General features: G+C 68.4%; 18 protein-coding genes. 12 read left to right on the top strand and 6 right to left on the bottom strand.

Annotated features, from left to right (window positions below; translation table 11 throughout):
* Nucleotides 1-161 precede the first annotated feature (161 nt).
* Both NWF22_RS11775 and NWF22_RS11780 read right to left on the bottom strand, forming a co-directional pair.
* On the bottom strand, nucleotides 162-1,439 hold the full coding sequence (locus NWF22_RS11775; protein ID WP_160901872.1) for a sensor histidine kinase: 1,278 nt from the start codon (nucleotides 1,437-1,439) through the stop codon (nucleotides 162-164).
* 3 nt (nucleotides 1,440-1,442) lie between these two features.
* Nucleotides 1,443-2,156: a response regulator transcription factor gene (locus NWF22_RS11780; RefSeq protein WP_160901873.1), complete on the bottom strand. Its 714-nt coding sequence runs from the start codon at nucleotides 2,154-2,156 to the stop codon at nucleotides 1,443-1,445.
* Between the two features lie 107 nt (nucleotides 2,157-2,263).
* On the opposite strand from NWF22_RS11780, the gene NWF22_RS11785 reads away from it, so the two are divergent.
* From NWF22_RS11785 to NWF22_RS11810, 6 genes are all read left to right on the top strand, one after another.
* Nucleotides 2,264-3,328, top strand: a complete 1,065-nt coding sequence (locus NWF22_RS11785) for an AAA family ATPase (protein ID WP_373692013.1) — start codon at nucleotides 2,264-2,266, stop codon at nucleotides 3,326-3,328.
* Nucleotides 3,325-4,254: a DUF58 domain-containing protein gene (locus tag NWF22_RS11790; protein ID WP_160901875.1), complete on the top strand. Its 930-nt coding sequence runs from the start codon at nucleotides 3,325-3,327 to the stop codon at nucleotides 4,252-4,254. Before NWF22_RS11785 ends, NWF22_RS11790 begins: the two co-directional genes overlap by 4 nt.
* A gap of 10 nt (nucleotides 4,255-4,264) precedes the next feature.
* Nucleotides 4,265-5,209, top strand: a complete 945-nt coding sequence (locus tag NWF22_RS11795) for a VWA domain-containing protein (RefSeq protein WP_160901876.1) — start codon at nucleotides 4,265-4,267, stop codon at nucleotides 5,207-5,209.
* A 10-nt stretch (nucleotides 5,210-5,219) separates the two neighbouring features.
* Nucleotides 5,220-6,239, top strand: coding sequence for a S1C family serine protease (locus NWF22_RS11800; RefSeq protein WP_202398460.1), 1,020 nt, complete (start codon nucleotides 5,220-5,222; stop codon nucleotides 6,237-6,239).
* Nucleotides 6,240-6,463: 224 nt separating this feature from the next.
* Nucleotides 6,464-7,711 (top strand): HNH endonuclease, encoded by a 1,248-nt coding sequence (locus NWF22_RS11805; RefSeq protein ID WP_160901877.1) that lies wholly within the window; start codon nucleotides 6,464-6,466, stop codon nucleotides 7,709-7,711.
* Nucleotides 7,712-7,983: 272 nt separating this feature from the next.
* Nucleotides 7,984-8,760: a crotonase/enoyl-CoA hydratase family protein gene (locus NWF22_RS11810; protein WP_160902181.1), complete on the top strand. Its 777-nt coding sequence runs from the start codon at nucleotides 7,984-7,986 to the stop codon at nucleotides 8,758-8,760.
* Between the two features lie 14 nt (nucleotides 8,761-8,774).
* Here the strand turns inward: NWF22_RS11810 and NWF22_RS11815 are convergent, their stop codons facing one another.
* Nucleotides 8,775-9,350 (bottom strand): TetR/AcrR family transcriptional regulator, encoded by a 576-nt coding sequence (locus NWF22_RS11815; protein WP_160901878.1) that lies wholly within the window; start codon nucleotides 9,348-9,350, stop codon nucleotides 8,775-8,777.
* Nucleotides 9,351-9,459: 109 nt separating this feature from the next.
* Between NWF22_RS11815 and NWF22_RS11820 the strand changes: the two genes are divergently transcribed.
* The 6 genes from NWF22_RS11820 to crtI all read left to right on the top strand — a co-directional run bounded on the left by NWF22_RS11820 (nucleotide 9,460) and on the right by crtI (nucleotide 14,350).
* The gene (locus tag NWF22_RS11820) at nucleotides 9,460-10,488 is read left to right on the top strand and encodes a hypothetical protein (protein WP_160901879.1); all 1,029 of its coding nucleotides are present in this window, start codon (nucleotides 9,460-9,462) and stop codon (nucleotides 10,486-10,488) included.
* 9 nt (nucleotides 10,489-10,497) lie between these two features.
* Complete coding sequence (locus NWF22_RS11825; protein WP_160901880.1) at nucleotides 10,498-10,932, top strand: nitroreductase/quinone reductase family protein; 435 nt, start codon at nucleotides 10,498-10,500, stop codon at nucleotides 10,930-10,932.
* A 103-nt stretch (nucleotides 10,933-11,035) separates the two neighbouring features.
* The gene (locus NWF22_RS11830) at nucleotides 11,036-11,191 is read left to right on the top strand and encodes a DUF6131 family protein (protein ID WP_202398583.1); all 156 of its coding nucleotides are present in this window, start codon (nucleotides 11,036-11,038) and stop codon (nucleotides 11,189-11,191) included.
* A gap of 122 nt (nucleotides 11,192-11,313) precedes the next feature.
* Nucleotides 11,314-11,853 (top strand): isopentenyl-diphosphate Delta-isomerase, encoded by a 540-nt coding sequence (idi, locus tag NWF22_RS11835; protein ID WP_160901881.1) that lies wholly within the window; start codon nucleotides 11,314-11,316, stop codon nucleotides 11,851-11,853.
* Nucleotides 11,854-11,858: 5 nt separating this feature from the next.
* Entirely contained in the window at nucleotides 11,859-12,764 is a 906-nt protein-coding gene (locus NWF22_RS11840; RefSeq protein ID WP_202398461.1) for a phytoene/squalene synthase family protein, read from the top strand.
* Nucleotides 12,761-14,350, top strand: a complete 1,590-nt coding sequence (crtI, locus tag NWF22_RS11845) for a phytoene desaturase family protein (protein ID WP_202398462.1) — start codon at nucleotides 12,761-12,763, stop codon at nucleotides 14,348-14,350. The genes NWF22_RS11840 and crtI overlap by 4 nt, the downstream gene beginning before the upstream one ends.
* Nucleotides 14,351-14,371: 21 nt before the next feature.
* On the opposite strand, the gene NWF22_RS11850 is transcribed toward crtI, so the two are convergent.
* The 3 genes from NWF22_RS11850 to NWF22_RS11860 are packed head-to-tail and all read right to left on the bottom strand — an operon-like array spanning nucleotide 14,372 to nucleotide 17,845.
* Nucleotides 14,372-15,862 (bottom strand): phytoene desaturase family protein, encoded by a 1,491-nt coding sequence (locus NWF22_RS11850; protein ID WP_160901883.1) that lies wholly within the window; start codon nucleotides 15,860-15,862, stop codon nucleotides 14,372-14,374.
* Nucleotides 15,859-16,974 carry a glycosyltransferase family 2 protein gene (locus tag NWF22_RS11855; protein WP_160901884.1) on the bottom strand — a complete coding sequence of 372 codons (1,116 nt, stop codon included), beginning with the start codon at nucleotides 16,972-16,974 and terminating at the stop codon, nucleotides 15,859-15,861. The genes NWF22_RS11850 and NWF22_RS11855 overlap by 4 nt, the downstream gene beginning before the upstream one ends.
* A 4-nt stretch (nucleotides 16,975-16,978) precedes the next feature.
* The gene (locus tag NWF22_RS11860) at nucleotides 16,979-17,845 is read right to left on the bottom strand and encodes a carotenoid biosynthesis protein (RefSeq protein ID WP_160901885.1); all 867 of its coding nucleotides are present in this window, start codon (nucleotides 17,843-17,845) and stop codon (nucleotides 16,979-16,981) included.
* Between the last annotated feature and the right edge of the window lie 9 nt (nucleotides 17,846-17,854).

Raw genomic sequence — 17,854 nt, forward strand, 5'->3', positions numbered from 1 at the left:
GGCTTGACTGCAGGATAGGCGCCCGACCGGCGGCGACGGCCCGACCTATGGCATCGGATCGGCCTAGAAAAGGCAACGAAATCGACACGAAGGTCGCCTCCCGTTCTCACCCGGGCGCGCGGATGGTGGGGCTGACCTCGATGCGGTTCCTCGCTGGGTCGTCAGGTGCTCGATGAACGGTTGGGGGAACCTCCCCGTGCGCCCAACGGATCTTCGTCCGGTGGCCGCCCGGACCGGACGCCGCGGGCGGCGTCGGCACGGTCGGGAAGCCAGATGACGAAAGTGCTGCCGACACTGAGCACGCTGTAGAGGTACAACCGACCCTCATGCGATTCCACGATCTGTCGGGCGATGGTCAGCCCGAGGCCGGAACCGCGGTGGGCCGTGGGGGAATCCGGGGTGTCGACGCGACGGAATCGTTCGAAGACCCGCTGCTGGTCGGCCTCGGCGATGCCCGGGCCCTCGTCGCGTACCGCGATCCAGGCCCAGCCGCCGACGCTGCCGGCGGCCACGGTGATCGTCGAGCCCTCCGGGGCCAGGCGTAGTGCATTGCTCAGCAGGTTCGTCAGGGCGCGGGCCAGCGATTCCGGATCGGCATAGACCATCGGCCCCGGCGAACAGTGACCGGTCAGCTCGAGTGATCGCTCGCGGGCGAGCAGCTGATGATCGCCGACGATGTCGTTGACGAAGTCGTGGACGTCGACTCGTTCGTCGGCGAAGGAACCCGAACGCCGCCGGGCGGTGGCGAGCAGGTCATCGAGCAGTCGACTCATCCGCGCGGTCTGCCGGGACACGATCGCCAGTGCGTCGGCGCGTTCGGCCGGGGTGGCGCGTTCGTCGGCGAGCACCGCCTCGACGTTGGCCTGGATCACCGCCACCGGATTACGGAGTTCGTGGGAGACGTCGGCGACCAGAGCGCGTTCGGCACGGAACGCGGTGTCCAGGCGATCGAGGAGGTTGTCGAGCGTGTCGGCCAGGTTGCGGAGTTCATCGTCGGGGCCCGAAGCGTTGATGCGCTGCGAGAGGTCGGTGGCGCGCAGGCGGTTCGCCGTTGAGGTGATGGCGTCGATCGGCCGGAGCATGCGGCCCGCGACGAACCACCCCACGAGCAGGCTGATCAACGAGATCACCGCCAGCGCGATGAGTGAGTAGTTGCGCAGGAGGTCGAGCGTCGATTGATTGACGGCCTGCTGCACACTCTCCAGATCCGCGGCCTGGAAGGTCTCGCCGGTCTTGTATTTCAGCGTGCCGTCGGACTTCTGCACGAACTTTCCGACGGTGACCGGATCAAGCGGTCGGGCGTCGATGCTGTGCTGCAGGGCCAGATACAGCCCGAGCAGGATGAGTCCGGAGATCGCGAACAGCCACGCCGAGGTCGTCAACGCCAACCGCACCCGGATCGTATGCAGTGGGCGCAGGGTGCGGTGCAGTCGCGACACGGATCACGAACTCCGTGCCGCCGCGGAGTCCGCGGCGCGCAGCCGGTACCCGCGGCCGACTGCGGTGTGCAGGACCTGTTCCTCGTCGTCGACGGTGAGTTTGCGGCGCAGGGTGCCGACCGTGACGCGGACGGTCTGCGTGAACGGGTCGGTGTGCTCGTCCCACACGTGTTCGAGGAGTTGTTCGGCCGACACCACATGATCGGGACGTGACATGAGGAACCGCAACACCGCGAACTCTTTGAGGGTGAGATCCACCTCACGGACCCCTCGGTGAACGACCTGCCGCGCGGTGTCCATGGTGATGTCGCCGACCCGCATCGACGACGACGCGCCACGCACCTCGCGTCGCAGGACCGCCCGCAGACGGGCGCTGAGCTCGGCGAGCGCAAACGGCTTGACGATGTAGTCGTCGGCGCCGGCATCGAGACCCCGCACCCGATCGGGCAGTGTGCCGAGTGCGGTGAGCATCACCACACGCATGTCGCGCCCGGAACGGCACTCGACGCCACCGTCTCGGATGTCGCGGGCCAGCTCGAGGCCGTCCCCATCGGGCAACGTCACATCGATCAGTGCCACGTCGTACTCGTTGACCGACAGTCGTTCTCGGGCACCGGCGTGGGTCAGCGCCGCATCGATCGCGTAGCCTTCGCGCTGCAAGGCGATCCGCAGAGCGCTGACCAACCCTTCTTCGTCCTCGACGATCAACACGCGCATCCACCCCAGCGTAGCGTCGCCTATTGCGCTCGGCCACCGCACTTTCGATCTGCTTTCGGTCCTTCTTCCACTGGTTTTCGGGGTCATCTGATGAGCTTCGGGACATGATGACCGGAGACGACGAACCGCGTTCCGCACCAGCCGGACCCAAACCCTCCGAACACCTGTCGGCCATCTCGCCGACATCCACCGCAGCCACCCTGGAACGTGCGCTGTTCGAGATGAAACGGGTGGTGGTCGGCCAGGACGTGATGCTCGAACGCCTGCTGGTCGGTCTGCTGGCGCGCGGACACATCCTGCTCGAGGGTGTGCCGGGCATCGCAAAGACGCTCGCGGTGCGCACGGTCGCCGACGTCGTCGGCGGGTCGTTCCGGCGGCTGCAGTTCACGCCCGACCTGATGCCCGCCGACATCGTCGGCACCCGGGTGTGGCGTCCCTCCACCGAATCGTTCGACATCGAACTCGGCCCGGTGTTCGGCAACCTGGTGCTCGCCGACGAGATCAATCGCGCGCCCGCCAAGGTGCAGTCGGCGCTGCTGGAGGCGATGGCCGAACGTCAGGTCAGCATCGGCGGCTCCACCTTCCGGCTGCCACATCCGTTCCTGGTGCTGGCGACGCAGAACCCGATCGAAACCGACGGCGTCTATCACCTGCCGGAGGCGCAGCGCGACCGATTCCTGGTGAAGGTGGAGTTGGGCCATCCCAACGAGCTGGACGAGATGGAGGTCCTCGTCCGAATGGGGCGCCGGCCACCCGAACCGGCGCAGATCCTGTCGACCGACGATGTGCTCGCGCTCCAGGAGGCGAGCGACGAGGTGTTCGTCCATCACGCGGTGGCGCACTACATCGTGCGGGTGGTGATGGCCACTCGGCAGCCCGCCGCCTACGGCGTGCCCGTCATCGAACCGTTGCTCGAGTACGGGGTCAGCCCGCGAGGCTCGCTGGGCCTCCTGGCCGCGTCACGGGCACTTGCGCTGATCCGCGGACGCGACTATGTGCTGCCCGAGGACGTCCGAGACGTCGCCGGCGACGTCCTGGCGCACCGCCTCGTGCTGACCTTCGACGCCGTCGCCGACGGGGTGGCGCCGCGCTGGATCGTCGAGCAGGTCCTGGCGGGTGTCGCGGCCCCGCAGATCGTCTCGCGCGACACCCCAGCCGAGGCGGCGTCGTGAGTGGCAACCCGTTTCGCTCACTCGACCTGGGACTTCGCCGCCGGCTCGACAGCCTGGTAGCCGGCGACCACGACAGCTCGCGTCTCGGCGCCGGCAGCGAGCCGGAGGAAGTGGTGCGGTACCAACCCGGCGACGACGTACGCCGGATCGACTGGAACATCACCGCCCGTTCGGTCGACATGCACGTGTGGCGATCACGCGCCGACAACCAACTCGACACCTGGGTGCTCCTCGACCTGAGCCCCAGCATGGCGTTCGGCACGGTGACCGGGGAGAAACGGGACCTGGCCGCGCAGGTGGTGTGGGCCATCGGCGAATTGACCGACGCGCCGGGCAACCGGATGGGCATCGCGACGCTGTCGGCCGACGGTGTCAGGTGGGGCCGTCCCGAGCGGTCCCGCTTCGCCGCGCATCGATGCGGCCGCGAGATGGCGGCCGCCGGTGACCGGGAGGGGACGGCGGCGCCGTTGGGGTCCACGATCGACGCGTTCTCCCGCCGCTACCGCCGCACCGGCCTGCGGGTCGTCATCTCCGACTTCATCGACCCCGATGGTCATCACGAGGCCCCGTTCGAGTGGCAGCATCCACTTCGTCATCTCGCCGCACGACACGACGTGATCGCGGTCGAGGTGAGCGATCCGCGCGAACGGGAGCTGCCGAACGTCGGAGCGCTGACCCTCGTCGACCCCGAATCCGGTCGGCAACGCCACATCTGGACCGGCGACCGCCATCTGCGTGACCGCTACGCGGCTGCCGCAGCGCAGCGTGAGGTCAACGTGCACCGCGCCATCCTCGGCGCCGGCGCCGAACACCTCGACGTCGACACGGGTCGTGACTGGATTCGCGACCTGGCCGCTTTCCTCCGCGCTCGCCGCCGTACCTCCCACACCGTCGGGCGTCCCGGACACAACGCCCACATCCGATGAAGGGCGCTGCATGACCTTCCTCTTTCCCTGGGGCCTGCTGGTCCTCATTCCCGTTGCGGTGTTGGCGGTGGCGTATGTCGTGATGCTGCGGCGGCGCCAGCGCTACGCGGTCCGGTTCGCCGCACTTCCCTTGTTGGACAGTGTCGTCCCAGAGCAGCCGCGGTGGCGCCGGCATGTGCCGGCCGCGCTGTTGGTGGTCGCGCTGGCGCTCACCGGACTCGCTGTCGCCCGCCCCGAACTACCGGTGCGGGTGCCGTATGAACGGGCGACCATCATGGTCGCGATCGACACGTCTGCCTCCATGCGTGCCCGGGACGTCGAACCGGATCGACTCACCGCCGCTCTCGACGCCGCCGGCGAGTTCATCGAGCAACTGCCCGACACGTTCAACGTCGGCGTGGTCACCTTCGCCGGCACCACCACGGTGATGCATCCGCCCGACACCGACCACGAGGCGGCGCGTGGAACTCTGCAGATGGCGACCACCGAGTCCCGCACCGCGATCGGCGAAGGCGTGCTGACCTCGCTGGACCAGATCCGTGGCGTCGTCGGCCCCGGCCAGGAGGATCTCCCGGCTCATATCGTGCTGCTCTCCGACGGCAGCAACACCAGCGGTCGGCCGCCGGCGCTGGCCGCGCAGGTGGCCGCCGCGGCCGGCGTACCGGTGTCGACGATCGCCTACGGCAGCGAATCGGGGACGCTGAACAGCGGGGTGTACGCGATCCCGGTCCCGGTGGATGCCGCCGTCCTCGCCGACCTGTCGGAGGCGACGGGCGGCCGCAGCTACGAGGCGGCCAGCAGCGACGAACTGCAGGACGTCTACGAGGAGATCGGGTCGTCGATCGGCTGGCGTACCGAGCAGCGCGAGGTGACCCCGTTCGTGGCCGGCATCGCGTTGTTGGTGGGTCTCGTCGCAGCCGCCTTCTCGCTGCGCTGGTTCTCCCGAATGATCTGAGGACGATGACATGACGAGCTCACCCAACGGTGCTTCGGGCTACGACCTGGGCCGTCCGGCCGGACCCGATTTCCTGCCGATGGACACTGTCCTGTCCACCGACCACCACGTTCCACCCACTCCGCACACCGCTGTGTCGCCGCGACAGGTCGGCAATCCACCGAACGCCATCCGGGTCGCGTATGGCGCACCGTCGTCCGGTCGTGACGGTGCGGCGCACGGCGGCGAGATACCTGGTGGAGAGGAGTATGGTGGTGAAGCTCAACAGATCTCGGCCGATGCGCATGGGCGCGGCGGCCGCACGGCGCTGCTCGTGATCGGATGTCTGCTGGCCGGTGCCATCGCCGGTGGCGGTGCCGGTCTGATGGCGAGTGCCGCGTACGCGCCGGGCGGATTCGCCTCGCCGGCGGCGCCGCCGTCTGCTTCCGGAGGTGGAGACACGCAGGCCGCATCGTCGGCGTTGCTGCCCAGCGTCGTGCAGATTCGAGCCGGCAACGCCCGCGGATCCGGCTTCGCGATCGACGACGACGGCCACATCATGACCAACCATCACGTCGTGGCCGGCGCCGGTCGGGTGGAGGTGCAGCTCGCCGATGGACGGGTGATCGGCGGTGCGGTGCTGGGTAGCGACCCGAATGCGGACATTGCTGTGGTCGAGATACCTGGTACGGCAATCAGTTCTGCAGAGCTCGGGGTGAGCGCCGGGCTACAGATCGGCCAGCCGGTGATCGCCGTGGGATCGCCGCTGGGTCTGTCCTCCACCGTCACGGCAGGAATCGTGAGCGCAACCGATCGACCGGCCGGGCTCGGCGGTCCGGGCCGGACGCGCCAGCCGATGATCCAGACGGATGCATCGATCAACCCGGGCAACTCCGGCGGCCCACTGGCCGATCTCGACGGGCGAGTGGTGGGGGTGAACACGGCGATCGCCACCGTCGGGGGCGCGGAGTCCGGCAATATCGGCATCGGCTTCGCGGTGCCGATCGATCGGGCGATGGGGATCGCAGCGCGGATCATCGCCGGTGGCTGATCGACACTTGGCCAGTCGCCTACCCAGACGAACTCGCTGCGCGCTCGGGCGAATTGTCCTCTCGCGGTGATTTTTACCCGAAACATGTAACTCCTGTGACTCCTGATCACCAAAGTCCACTGAAAAGCACAATTCACTGCGTTTCCGTCCAAACCCTCTGTCCCAGAATAATTCTCACGAACGAATCCCTTGACATCGAACACCCTTGCGATTACGTTGGAGTCATGAGAACTTCGGGGGATCTCACCACCATCACTGATTCTGTTCGTGAACTGCGTTTCGCCGACGACATGTCGGGGCGGGCGGCGTTCGACGCGATGACCGCGCTGGTCACGTTGCGTAATCTGATCGAGCATCACGCCGCCACGGTGGTCGGCCATCTCGACCGGCTGGGCGTGGCGCGCGATCATGGCCGCAAACTCAGCGAACTGTTGATCGTGATGGGGTTGGCCCCGGCGGTCGCCTCCTGGTTGATCCGGATCGCCGCCGCCCGCGAGAAACTCCCGACCCTGGGCGCCCATGCCGCCGATGGGGCGATCTCGGCCGAACATGTCGACGCGGTCGGCAAAGGTGTCGAGCACGTCGCGACAAGATCGGCGGAACCGATCGACGACCCGGCGCGTCTCAACATCGTGACCGACCTCCTCGCCCAGTTCTTCTCCGGCGCCACCCCCGCCGAGATCGGAAAACACGCCCGCCGACTGGGTAACCAGCACGCCGAGGACACCGGTGGGCTCCCCGCCTGCGAGGACCGCAACCTCAACGCCCTCACCCACGACGTCGACGGTGACGGGCGCCTGCAGGTGCGCGCCGACCTCAACACCGAAGTCGGCGAAAAATTCAGTGCGGCGATGGAAGAGTTGGCGGCACCCCGCCCCGAACCCGACGGCTCACCCGATGCCCGCAGCCCGGAGCGCCGCCACGCCGACGCCCTCGAAGCGCTCTTGGATATCGCCGCCCGCAGCGGGGATGCCGCGTCCGCACCGCGTCATCAGATGCTGGTGTCGGTACCGGCCGATACCCCGGACCTGGCCGAACTGCCGTTCATGGGGTCACTCACCGAAGCCACGTTGCGCACCCTGACCTGCGACACCACCGCGACCGTCGCGATCGTCGACGGTGAGCAGGTGCCGATGGAGATGAGCAAGGAGAAACGCCTGTTCCCGCCGCATCTGCGCAAAGCCTTGCACAAGCGGGATCAGTGCTGCATCAAATGCGGAGTAGCGGCCACCCGCTGCCAGGGACACCATCTCGTGCATTGGGCTGACGGTGGAATCACAGTGTTGGACAACGGATGCCTGCTGTGTCCATCCTGTCACGCCGACATCCACCACAACGGATGGGAGGTGATCATGGGCCACGACCGCCATCCCTGGCTCATCCCACCCGTTTCGGTCGACCCCAAACGCCGACCGATACCCGCCTACAACCGACGCACCCTGAACCTCGACAACCTGCCTGCAGCCGCCTGAAGCCAGGCCCACCACTTCCCACGCACCCGACCCGGTCGGGACCGCAACCGTCCCTTGATAACTCCATAGAGTGATAGCGATGACGCCGACGCGATGCCGCGTACCCGACGGCCATCCCGGCCTCTTGGCCACCACGGTGCGCGATGCGCGGCGCCGCGTCCGTCGTCGCACATCCCTGATGATCGTTCTGAGGTTGGTGCGTTCACCCCGGGGGTGGCCGCTCGATCGGGGCTACAGTCCAAGGGGTGGACTCGAATCCTGATGACGGTGCAATGGACTACACGTCCATCCGTGTGGAGACCGCTGACCGGGTCACGACCGTGTCGATGTGTCGACCCGAGGTGCGCAACGCAGTCGACCGCGCCATGGCGGCCGAACTCGCCACAGCGTTCCGGGCCTTCGAAGCCGACCCCGAGGCGGATGTCGCCGTGCTGTGGGGAACCGGTGGACACTTCTGCGCCGGCGCAGATCTCAAGGCCGTCGGGACCGACCGGATCAACCGGGTCGAGCCGACCGGTGACGGCCCGATGGGGCCGACGCGTCTGACGATGTCCAAGCCGGTCATCGCCGCCGTAGAGGGCTACGCGGTGGCCGGCGGATTGGAGTTGGCGATCTGGTGCGATCTGAGGGTCGCTGCGACGGATGCCACGTTCGGGGTGTTCTGCCGACGCTGGGGTGTCCCGTTGGTCGACGGCGGCACGGTCCGGCTGCCCCGACTCATCGGCGCCAGTCGGGCGATGGACATGATCCTCACCGGTCGGCCGGTCGACGCCGTGGAGGCCGAGCGATTCGGCCTGGTCAACCGACTTGTCGAGCCGGGGACGAGTCTGGCGACGGCGCAGGCGCTGGCGCAGCAGATCAGGCAGTTCCCGCCGACCTGTATGCGCAACGACCGTCGCTCCGCGTACGACCAGGCGGGTCTCCGCGAGCAGGACGCGATGGCCACCGAGATCGCGCTCGGCATCGAATCGCTCAACGCCGACGGACACACCGGGGCGGCCCGGTTCACGGGTGGATCAGGGCGGCACGGAGACTTCTCGGAGATCTGAGACCAGCGCTGCGGTCAGAGATCAGAGACCAAAGCTGCGGCGGTCGCGGCGTAGGCCTCGGCATCGGCGCTGCCGATCACGCGTCGCTGAACCAGGAACCCGGCGAGCAACGAGTACACGACTGCCGCGGCCGATTCGGGTGTCGCATTGTTCCCCGGTTCAGACTGTGCGACAAGTGATTGCAGGACCCGACGCAGCCGCAGCAACTCGCCGCGGGCCAGTTCGCCGATCACCGGGTCGGTCTGTGCCTCGCCCCACACGATCAGCGCCAGTCGCCCGGAGTCGTCGGCAACGTCGTCGATCAGGTGCACGAGCCGCCGCATGACATCGGGGAGATTGGGCGGCGGGTCCTCGGCGGCCATCGACTCGATCCGCGAGGTCAGCCCGGTGACCGTCTCCCCGGCCACCGCCTCGATGATCTCGCCCTTGCCCGCAAAGTACCGGTAGGCCGCGCCGGCGGAGACGTCGGCCGCCCGCAGGATGTCGTCCATGGACGTCTGATGAAAGCCGCGGGTGAGGAAACAGGCGCGTGCCGCATCCAGGATGTGGGCGCGGCGCGCGGCGCGGACTTCCTCGCTGATCTTCGGCACGACGCACATCGTAGGCGGCGGACGAATAAAAGAGAACGACCGTTCTTGACAGTGCGCCTCGGCCGGGCGCAGCATAAGAGAACGATCGTTCTCTTATGGAGGTGGTGTCATGGAGTCGAGCTCGGTGGAGATGCCCAACCCGACGCGTCGGGTCGTCATCGTGGTCGGAGCCATCGTGGTGGCGCAGGTCGTGCTGGTGCTGTTGTTCGCCTGGGCGGCATCACGCCAGCAACCCCGTGATCTCCCGCTGGCGGTCGCCGGCCCGCAACCGGTGGTCGCCGGCATCGTCACCGGGATGAACCGCAACGCCCCAGGTGCATTCGACATCACCGTGGTGGACGGACCCGAGGCCGCTCGCGAGTCCGTGACCACCCGTGAAGCGTATGGCGCGCTGGTGGTGGCGGACACGGGGACGACGCTCTACACCGCTCCGGCCGCGAGTGCGGCGGTGGCGTCGGCGCTGAGTGAGACCGTTCCAGCGGCCGTACGCCAGATGAATCCGTCAGCGCAGGTCGCCGTGACCCCACTGGTCCCCAACCCGCAGCATGATCCCCATGGGCAAGGTCTCCCCATCTCGCTCATCGCGCTGACCATCACCTCCATCGCGGCGGGGGCGTTGATCAGCCTGCTGTCGGGAGGCCGTGCGATTCGGGTAGCGGCGCTGCTGGGCTATGCGGTGGCCGCTGGAGCGCTCTCGACATGGGCGCTGCAGGGTGCGCTCGAAGTGCTGACCGGCACCTGGATCGCCAACGCCGGTGTGATGACGTTGCTGTGCGCGGCAATCAGCGCGGCGACATCCGGACTGATCACGCTGATCGGTCTCCCGGGTATCCCGGTGGCCGCAGTGGTGGTCTTCTTCTACGGGTTCCCGTTGTCGGGCGCGACGTCGGCGTGGCAACTGCTGCCCACCCCGTGGGGGCAGATCGCCCAGTACCTGCCCGTGGGCGCAGGCAATACCGCACTGCGCAGCGTGGCATTCTTCGACGGTCATGGCGGTGGCGCGGCGCTGGCTGTGCTCGCGGTGTGGGCCGTCGTCGGACTCGTCGTCGCGGCATCGGCGCGGACACGAGTCGACACGACGCCGATGTCCGGCGCGGCGATGCCCGCCGGCACGGGTGGACGTCCCGGCATGGCCTAATCTGCCTGCATGGCCAGCCTCTTCGTCCGCACCCTGCAGGTGCATCAGTGGATCTACGAGCACTCCGGCGGGTGGCTCGGCCATCGTCTGCTGATGGGCAATCCCACCCTGCTGCTGCGTCATACCGGCAGCCGCACCGGTAGGTTGCGCACCTCAGCCCTCACCTACGCCACCGATGGCGGGAAGTACCTGGTCGTGGCATCCAACGGCGGGTCGCCGCGGCCGCCGGCATGGCTGGGCAACATCACCGCGAATCCGCGCTGCGAGATCCAGGTCGGTCGGCGGCAGCTCGCGGTCACCGCCCGGCCTACCTTCCCCGACGATCCCGACTACGCGCGCCGGTTCGACATCGTCGACAAGGTGAACAACGGGCGTTACCGCGGTTACCAGCAGAAAACGTCGCGGCCACTGGCAATCGTCGAACTGTCGCCCGACACGGCATGATGACCGCTCCGGAAATCGGACATGGGTGATCAACACGGCAAGTACGGTGGAAGTGCTTGCAGCAGCGTCGAGCAGACCGTCAACCGACTACAGGAGGTAGACCGTGATCATTCTCGGCCTGATCTTGCTCGTCCTCGGCTTCATCTTCAGCATCCCGATCCTGTGGACGATCGGCATCATTCTCATCGTGGTGGGCGCGATCCTCGCCATCCTCGGAGCCACCGGGCGCGCTGTCGGCGGCCGGAAACACTTCTACTGAGAATCACGTCGACGCGACCGAGAAGATTTGTTCGTCCGATCCATCCGTTGTGCCCGCGGTAACGAAGAATGAAGCGTATGCGGCGGCGGCCGCATCGCCGCGCAGCGAACGGAGGACGGCCGATGACAACTGATCTGGTGGTACTCGTCGATGCCGAGCGCAGGCCCCGCGGCACCGCGCCGCGGGGCAGCGTGCACGGTAGCGACACCCCACTTCACCTGGCCTTCTCCTGTCATGTCGTCGACGACTTCGACCGCATCCTGATGACGCGCCGGGCGTTGACCAAACGCACCTGGCCCGGGGTGTGGACCAACTCGTTCTGCGGACATCCCAGGCCCGAGGAACCCATCGAGGACGCGGTCCGCCGGTACGCGCCGCGCGAACTCGGGTTCGAGGTCAGCGACCTGGCCTGTGTACTACCCGACTTCAGCTACCGCGCCGTGGATGCCAGCGGAATGGTGGAGAACGAGGTGTGCCCGGTCTATCGGGCCCGACCATGTGGATCGCCTGTCCCGAACCCGGACGAAGTGATGGACTTCGTCTGGGCGCCCATCGAGGACGTCTGGACGTCGGCGCTCCGCACACCCTGGGTGTTCAGTCCCTGGTTCGTCGATCAAGTCCACGCCCTCGGAGCCGATCCGTATCGCGGAATCGCCGGGTGATGACGATGACCTCGACCGCAGATCGCGCCACCGACCATGCGCTGCCCTATCGCCATTACGACGAGGTCGCCGAACATACCGCCGCGCTGGTGATCCGCTCGTACTCCTCGTCGTTCGGTCTCGCGTCCCGTCTGCTCGCCGCGCCCGTCCGTCGCGACGTCCACAACATCTACGCCCTGGTGCGCATCGCCGACGAGATCGTCGATGCGCCGCGGCCCGGACAGTCCGTCGACCAACGTCGCGCCGCACTGGATGCGCTGGAGGAACAGACCCACGCTGCGATGACGACCGGTGCGAGCAGCAACCTCGTGGTGCATGCCTTCGCGCGCACCGCCCGCCGCACCGGGATCGACCAGGCACTCACGGCACCGTTCTTCGCCTCCATGCGGATGGACCTCGAACACGCGAACCACGACGCCGACAGCCTGGCGACCTACATCTACGGGTCGGCGGAAGTCGTCGGACTGATGTGCGTCCATGCCTTCCTGGCAGACGAACCGCACCGCAAAGCGCGCTACGACCAACTCGCGCCCGGGGCCCGACGTCTCGGCGCGGCTTTCCAGAAGATCAACTTCCTGCGGGACATCGGCGCCGACAGCATGGAACTCGGTCGCCGCTACCTGGTGGGTCTGGACCCGAAGCGGCCATCCGCCGAGGCATGGCACGGGTGGCTCGACGACATCGACCAGGATCTGTCCTGCGCTCAGGAGGCAATACCGTTGCTGCCCAGCGGAACCCGGGTGGCGGTCTGTGCCGCCCACGATCTGTTCGCCGAACTCGCCACGCGGCTGCGGGCCGTCGCGCCGGAGGACGCCTGCCGCAGCCGCGTGCGGGTGCCGGGGCCGGCGAAGGCTCGGATCGCCGGGGCGGCCGCGCTACGTCGCGGCCAGCCGCGGCGGGTGAACGCATGATCGCCGGGGCTCGCCGGATCGTCGTCATCGGCGGCGGAGTCGCCGGCCTGGCCAGCGCCGCACTGCTGGCCGCCGACGGTCATCAGGTAGACCTCGTCGAGAAGAACGAGCGGGTCGGCGGGCGGGCCGGGTCATGGGAACGCGACGGCTTCCGGTTCGACACCGGTCCCTCGTGGTGGCTCATGCCGGACGTGTTCGATCACTTCTTCGAGTTGCTCGGGACCTCGACCGCGGAGCAGATCGACCTGCTGCGCCTGGAACCGGGCTATCGCGTGTTCTTCGAAGGTGAGGCCGACAGCGTCGACATCGCGGGACAGGCCCAGCGCAACCGGGAACTGTTCGACGCGCTCGAACCGGGGGCCGGGAGGGTCTTCGACGACTACCTCGCATCCGCGCGTCGGGCCTACGACATCGCGGTGGAGCGTTTCCTCTACACCAACTTCGACGCCGTCGGTGCCTTCGCCGGCCGCCGCGTGCTGGCCAACGCCCGCCAGTTGGCCCGTCTGCTGACGAGGAAATTGGACTCGCATATCGCGTCACGCTTCCGCGACAACCGCATTCGGCAGATCCTCGGCTATCCCGCAGTGTTCCTGGGTGCCTCCCCGGACCGTGCACCCGCCATGTATCACCTGATGAGCTGGCTCGACATGGCCGACGGCGTCCGCTACCCCGACGGCGGATTCGTGCGGCTGGCCGAAGTCCTGGAGAAGCTGGCGGTCGAGAACGGGGTGCGGGTCCACACCGCGACCGACGCCACCGCCATCCGCACCGAATTACGCGAGACCGCCGGCCGATGGAGTCCGCGTCGCGCCCGCGTCACCGGAGTGCGTACGCGCGAGCGCGACGGTGTCGAACACGATCTGCCGGCCGACCTGGTCATCGGAGCCGCAGACCTCCATCATGTCGAGACCACGATGCTGCCGCCGCAACTGCAGACGTTCCCGCAGAAGTGGTGGGACAAGGCGACATCCGGGCCCGGTGCGGTTCTCGTCTTTCTCGGGGTCCGCGGACGGCTGCCCGAACTGGCGCATCATTCGCTGTTCTTCACCGGCGACTGGAACGCCAACTTCGACGCGATCTTCGAGTCGCCCACCCGCGTCCCCGACCCCGCGTCGCTATATGTGTGCCGGCCGTCGGCGTCGGACGATTCGGTGGCGCCGGAGGGCGACGAGAACCTCTTCATCCTGGTCCCTGTGCCGGCCGATCCAGGGATCGGATCGGGCGGCGTCGACGGCGCGGGAGCCGCGACCGTCGAGCAGATCGCCGACCGTGCGATCGACCTGGTCGCCGACTGGGCAGCGGTACCCGACCTCGCCGACCGGGTCGTGGTCCGTCGCACCATGGGACCCGGCGACTTCGTCGCCGACCTCAACTCGTGGCGCGGTGGTGCGCTCGGTCCGGCACACACATTGCGGCAGAGCGCCTTTCTGCGCGCGGGAAACAGGTCACGCAAGGTCGAGGGGCTCTACTATGCGGGTTCGAGTACCACCCCCGGCATCGGGTTGCCGATGTGTCTGATCAGCGCGGAGCTCGTGCTCAAGCGGATCCGAGGGGATCGGTCGGTGGGGCCGCTGCCCACCCGGTGAACGCACGCGGCTCGTGTCGCGTCAGGTTGCCGGGCCGATCAGTCCGGCGACGATCTTCGCCGACAACATCACCAGCGGCAACCCGCCGCCCGGATGCGCCGACCCGCCCACCAGATACAGTCCCGGAACCGGGGATGCGTTGCGCGGCCGCAGGAATGCGGCGCGCGGACCATTCGACGACGACCCGTAGATCGACCCGCCCGGCGTTCGGGTGCGGCGCTCGAGGTCGGCCGGTGTCATCACGATCTGATGCCGGATCGACGACCGCACATCGACGCCGCGCTCGGCCATCAGCCCCAGGATTCGGTCGGCATAGTCGGCGGCGAGACCGGGAGCGTCCCAGTCGACTCCGCCGTCCGGATCGTGTCGAGGAGCGTTGACCAGCACGAACCACGAGCCGGTTCCCGGGCCGGGCACGATTGCCGGATCCTCGGGTGCCGAGATGTACACGGTCGGACGGGCAACCGGACGTGCCGGTCCGCCGAAGCCGAACACGGAGTCGAACTCGTCGTCGTAGTCATCACCGAACAACACCTGATGATGCGGTGTCGCCGCCGGTGGATCATCGAGCGCGAGGAGGATCACGAAACCGGCCAGCGAGGGAGTGGCGCGGCGCATGCGGGCGGCGGCCCGGTCCGCGCCGGGGGTCCACACCAAATGGTCGTACACCTGGCGGGCATCCGCGTTGGCGACCACCAGATCGGCCGGCCGGAACGTTCCGTCGGCGAGTGTCACGCCGTGCACGCGCCCCAACGTATCGGTCTCGATCCCCTCGACCGTGGCATCGAGTTCGAGCACACCTCCATGGTCGAGGAAGCTGTCGCGCACCACTTCTGCGATCAACCCGAGGCCGCCGGGCACATACCATGAGCCCCACGCCTGCTCGGTCCACGGCACCGCTGCCAGCGCGGCCGGGGCACGCCGCGGATCGGAGCCGGTGTAGGTGGCGTAGCGGTCGAGCAGCATGGCCAGCCGTGGGTCGTCGAGGTACCGACCACCCAACCCGCGCAGACTGCGCCACGGGGCGATGGTCATCAGGTCGGACGGCCGGGATTGACGGACGACGACCCGAGGGTCGATCGGTGACTCCAGGAACGGGCCACGCGATGCCGCCCAGATCGACCGGGCGCGGGCCAGGAATGCCATCCACTGGTCGCCGCGGCCGGGACCGAGGGCGCGGTCGAGAGCCTGGGGGATCCGGGCGAGTTCACCCGGGAGGTCCAATCGCGTGCCGTCGGGGAAGCGGTACCGTGCCGCCACGTCGAGCCGGGTGAGTGGCAGCACGTCGTCGAGGCGCCGGTCGGCGCAGGCGAGCAACTCCGCGAGGATGTGCGGCATCGTGACCAAGGACGGGCCGGTGTCGAAGACGAAGCCGTCGTGTCGGATCACGCCCAGCTTCCCGCCGATCTCGGGCGCCTGCTCGAGCACCGTGACGCGATGTCCGGCGGCCTGCAGGCGCAGCGCTGCGGCCAGCCCGCCGACCCCCGCGCCGATCACCACGATGCTGCTCATCGGGTCGGCCCCGAGATGGTACGACCCTTCCAGGTCAGCCTGCCGGTGCGCCTGGCGACCACCGAGTCCGCGGTCAATGCGGTGAACGTGAGGATCGAGATCGGGTGCGCGAGTGCGTCGGGCCAGCTGCGCCCGCCGGTGGACCGGGCGGAGATCACCCGCGACGCCACCCCGAGCAGGTACCCGAGCAGCCCGACGCGCGAGCCCCGCAGCGCCGCGATCGGTGGTACGACGTAGAGCAGGTTCAGCAGTGCCACCACCGCCACCGTGCCGGGCACCGAACCGAAGGCCGACCACAGCGACTTGCGGTACCCGGCCCGCACCTCACGCCAACCGTGATACATGTGGCAGCTCGCGACCGCGCTGCCGTCGGCGGCCACCCCGCGTCCGCCGGACCGCTTGACCGCCCGCAACAGTGCGATGTCCTCGAGCACCTCGGCGCGTACCGCGACATGCCCGCCGGCGCGACGGTAGGCGGCCGCGTCGACGACGAGGAACTGACCGTTGGCCGCCGACATCGACGGCCGCGACGAGCGTTCCGCAAGCCCCAGCGGCAAGGTGCTCATCCAGGACCACTGCAGCAGCGGCTGCACCAGTCGCTCGGCCGGTCCGTCTGCGTGCTGCCGGGGATAGGGCGAGAGGAGATCGAGTCCGGTCGCGCGCAGCAGCGCGGCGGACGCCACCAGCGCATCGGGCGCGACCCGCACATCGGCGTCTACGAAGACGAGGATCCCGGTCTCGGCGTTGCGGGACAACTGTTCACACGCCCACGACTTCCCCAGCCAGCCCGGTGGTGTCGGTGTGCCGCGCATGACCTCAATTCGCTCGTCAGCCTGCGCCAGTTCGGCCAGCACCCGATCGGTGCCATCCGTGGACTCGTCGTCGAGCACGAGGATGCGGATCGGGCCCGGCCAACGGTCGGCGGCGACGCGCAGCGCCGCGAGGCACCCTCCGACATCGTCGACCTCGTCACGCACCGGCACGAGCACGGTCAGTGGTTCGGGCACGACGACGACCATCGGATCGGGTCGGCGGATGCGCCGGGCGTTGTCGAGCGTCAGCGCCAAGGACGCCGCCGCACCCGTGCTCGCCACCAAGACCGTGGTTCGCATGACCTCAGTTCTGGGCACGCGCGGACCCTCGAAGCGCCGACCGTCGGAGCACGGTGATCGCCACCGGGATGGCCACCAGTCCCATCACCACGCCACCGACCAGCGCCACTGGTGGACGACCGAAGAACACCGCATGCGCGATCACCGACGACACGTAGGTCCACAGGTAGACGGCCAGCGGCAGCAGATCGGCTGTCGCACTCCAGCTGTCGGACGGGCCGGGGTCGCCGGGGGATGTCGGGGCCACGGGGATCAGCCGGTCGAGCAGCGTGACCATGATCGCCGACACCAGAAACCAGCCGGCGAAATTGGTGAGCGGGATGCCCTCCACACCAGGCAGTGCCGGATGCGGATCGGACCACCGCCAGTGCCCCTGATCGACCATCTGCGGATCGAGGAACACATCCCAGGCGGTCAACGCCCAGGCACCGACCAGGGTCGTCACCACGCGGTGCGGGCCGACGAGCCGTCGTGCCGCGGCCAGCGCCGGCCACGCCATCATCGTCCAGGCCAGCGGAACCAGGGCGGGGACGCCGACGACCTGCAGGCCGAGCGTGGTGTTGTACTCGTAGCTGCCGAACGGGAAACCGGTATGCACACCGACGGTTTCGGCGACCAGGCCGCCGACGCCCGCGACCGCCACGAGGGTCAACGCCGCACGGGCGCCGCGGCTGCTCGCCATGTGCGCGACCACGGCCGCGGCCAGGAACATCACGCTCGCCGTGGTCAACGCCGGGGTGCCCCCGTCGGTGAAGGGGAACGCCGTCTGAGCGAGGAAGGCACACCCGAACAGCGCCCAGGGCGCGGCGACACGCCACCGGTCGACGAGCGGCGGAGCCAGCGGGGTCGCACGAGATGCGAAGGGGTTCATGGTGTTCGT

This window comes from Gordonia mangrovi (assembly GCF_024734075.1).
Classification (GTDB): Bacteria; Actinomycetota; Actinomycetes; order Mycobacteriales; family Mycobacteriaceae; genus Gordonia; species Gordonia mangrovi.

What these genes read in the sequence shown, in the direction of transcription:
- NWF22_RS11855 (WP_160901884.1), bottom strand. Translation starts at nt 16,974, where the DNA reads ATGCGAACCACGGTCTTGGTGGCGAGCACGGGTGCGGCGGCGTCCTTG.
- NWF22_RS11820 (WP_160901879.1), top strand. Translation starts at nt 9,460, where the DNA reads ATGGAGTCGAGCTCGGTGGAGATGCCCAACCCGACGCGTCGGGTCGTC.
- NWF22_RS11840 (WP_202398461.1), top strand. Translation starts at nt 11,859, where the DNA reads ATGACCTCGACCGCAGATCGCGCCACCGACCATGCGCTGCCCTATCGC.
- NWF22_RS11860 (WP_160901885.1), bottom strand. Translation starts at nt 17,845, where the DNA reads ATGAACCCCTTCGCATCTCGTGCGACCCCGCTGGCTCCGCCGCTCGTC.
- idi (WP_160901881.1), top strand. Translation starts at nt 11,314, where the DNA reads ATGACAACTGATCTGGTGGTACTCGTCGATGCCGAGCGCAGGCCCCGC.
- NWF22_RS11780 (WP_160901873.1), bottom strand. Translation starts at nt 2,156, where the DNA reads ATGCGCGTGTTGATCGTCGAGGACGAAGAAGGGTTGGTCAGCGCTCTG.
- crtI (WP_202398462.1), top strand. Translation starts at nt 12,761, where the DNA reads ATGATCGCCGGGGCTCGCCGGATCGTCGTCATCGGCGGCGGAGTCGCC.
- NWF22_RS11785 (WP_373692013.1), top strand. Translation starts at nt 2,264, where the DNA reads ATGACCGGAGACGACGAACCGCGTTCCGCACCAGCCGGACCCAAACCC.
- NWF22_RS11850 (WP_160901883.1), bottom strand. Translation starts at nt 15,862, where the DNA reads ATGAGCAGCATCGTGGTGATCGGCGCGGGGGTCGGCGGGCTGGCCGCA.
- NWF22_RS11805 (WP_160901877.1), top strand. Translation starts at nt 6,464, where the DNA reads ATGAGAACTTCGGGGGATCTCACCACCATCACTGATTCTGTTCGTGAA.
- NWF22_RS11795 (WP_160901876.1), top strand. Translation starts at nt 4,265, where the DNA reads ATGACCTTCCTCTTTCCCTGGGGCCTGCTGGTCCTCATTCCCGTTGCG.
- NWF22_RS11800 (WP_202398460.1), top strand. Translation starts at nt 5,220, where the DNA reads ATGACGAGCTCACCCAACGGTGCTTCGGGCTACGACCTGGGCCGTCCG.
- NWF22_RS11810 (WP_160902181.1), top strand. Translation starts at nt 7,984, where the DNA reads ATGGACTACACGTCCATCCGTGTGGAGACCGCTGACCGGGTCACGACC.
- NWF22_RS11825 (WP_160901880.1), top strand. Translation starts at nt 10,498, where the DNA reads ATGGCCAGCCTCTTCGTCCGCACCCTGCAGGTGCATCAGTGGATCTAC.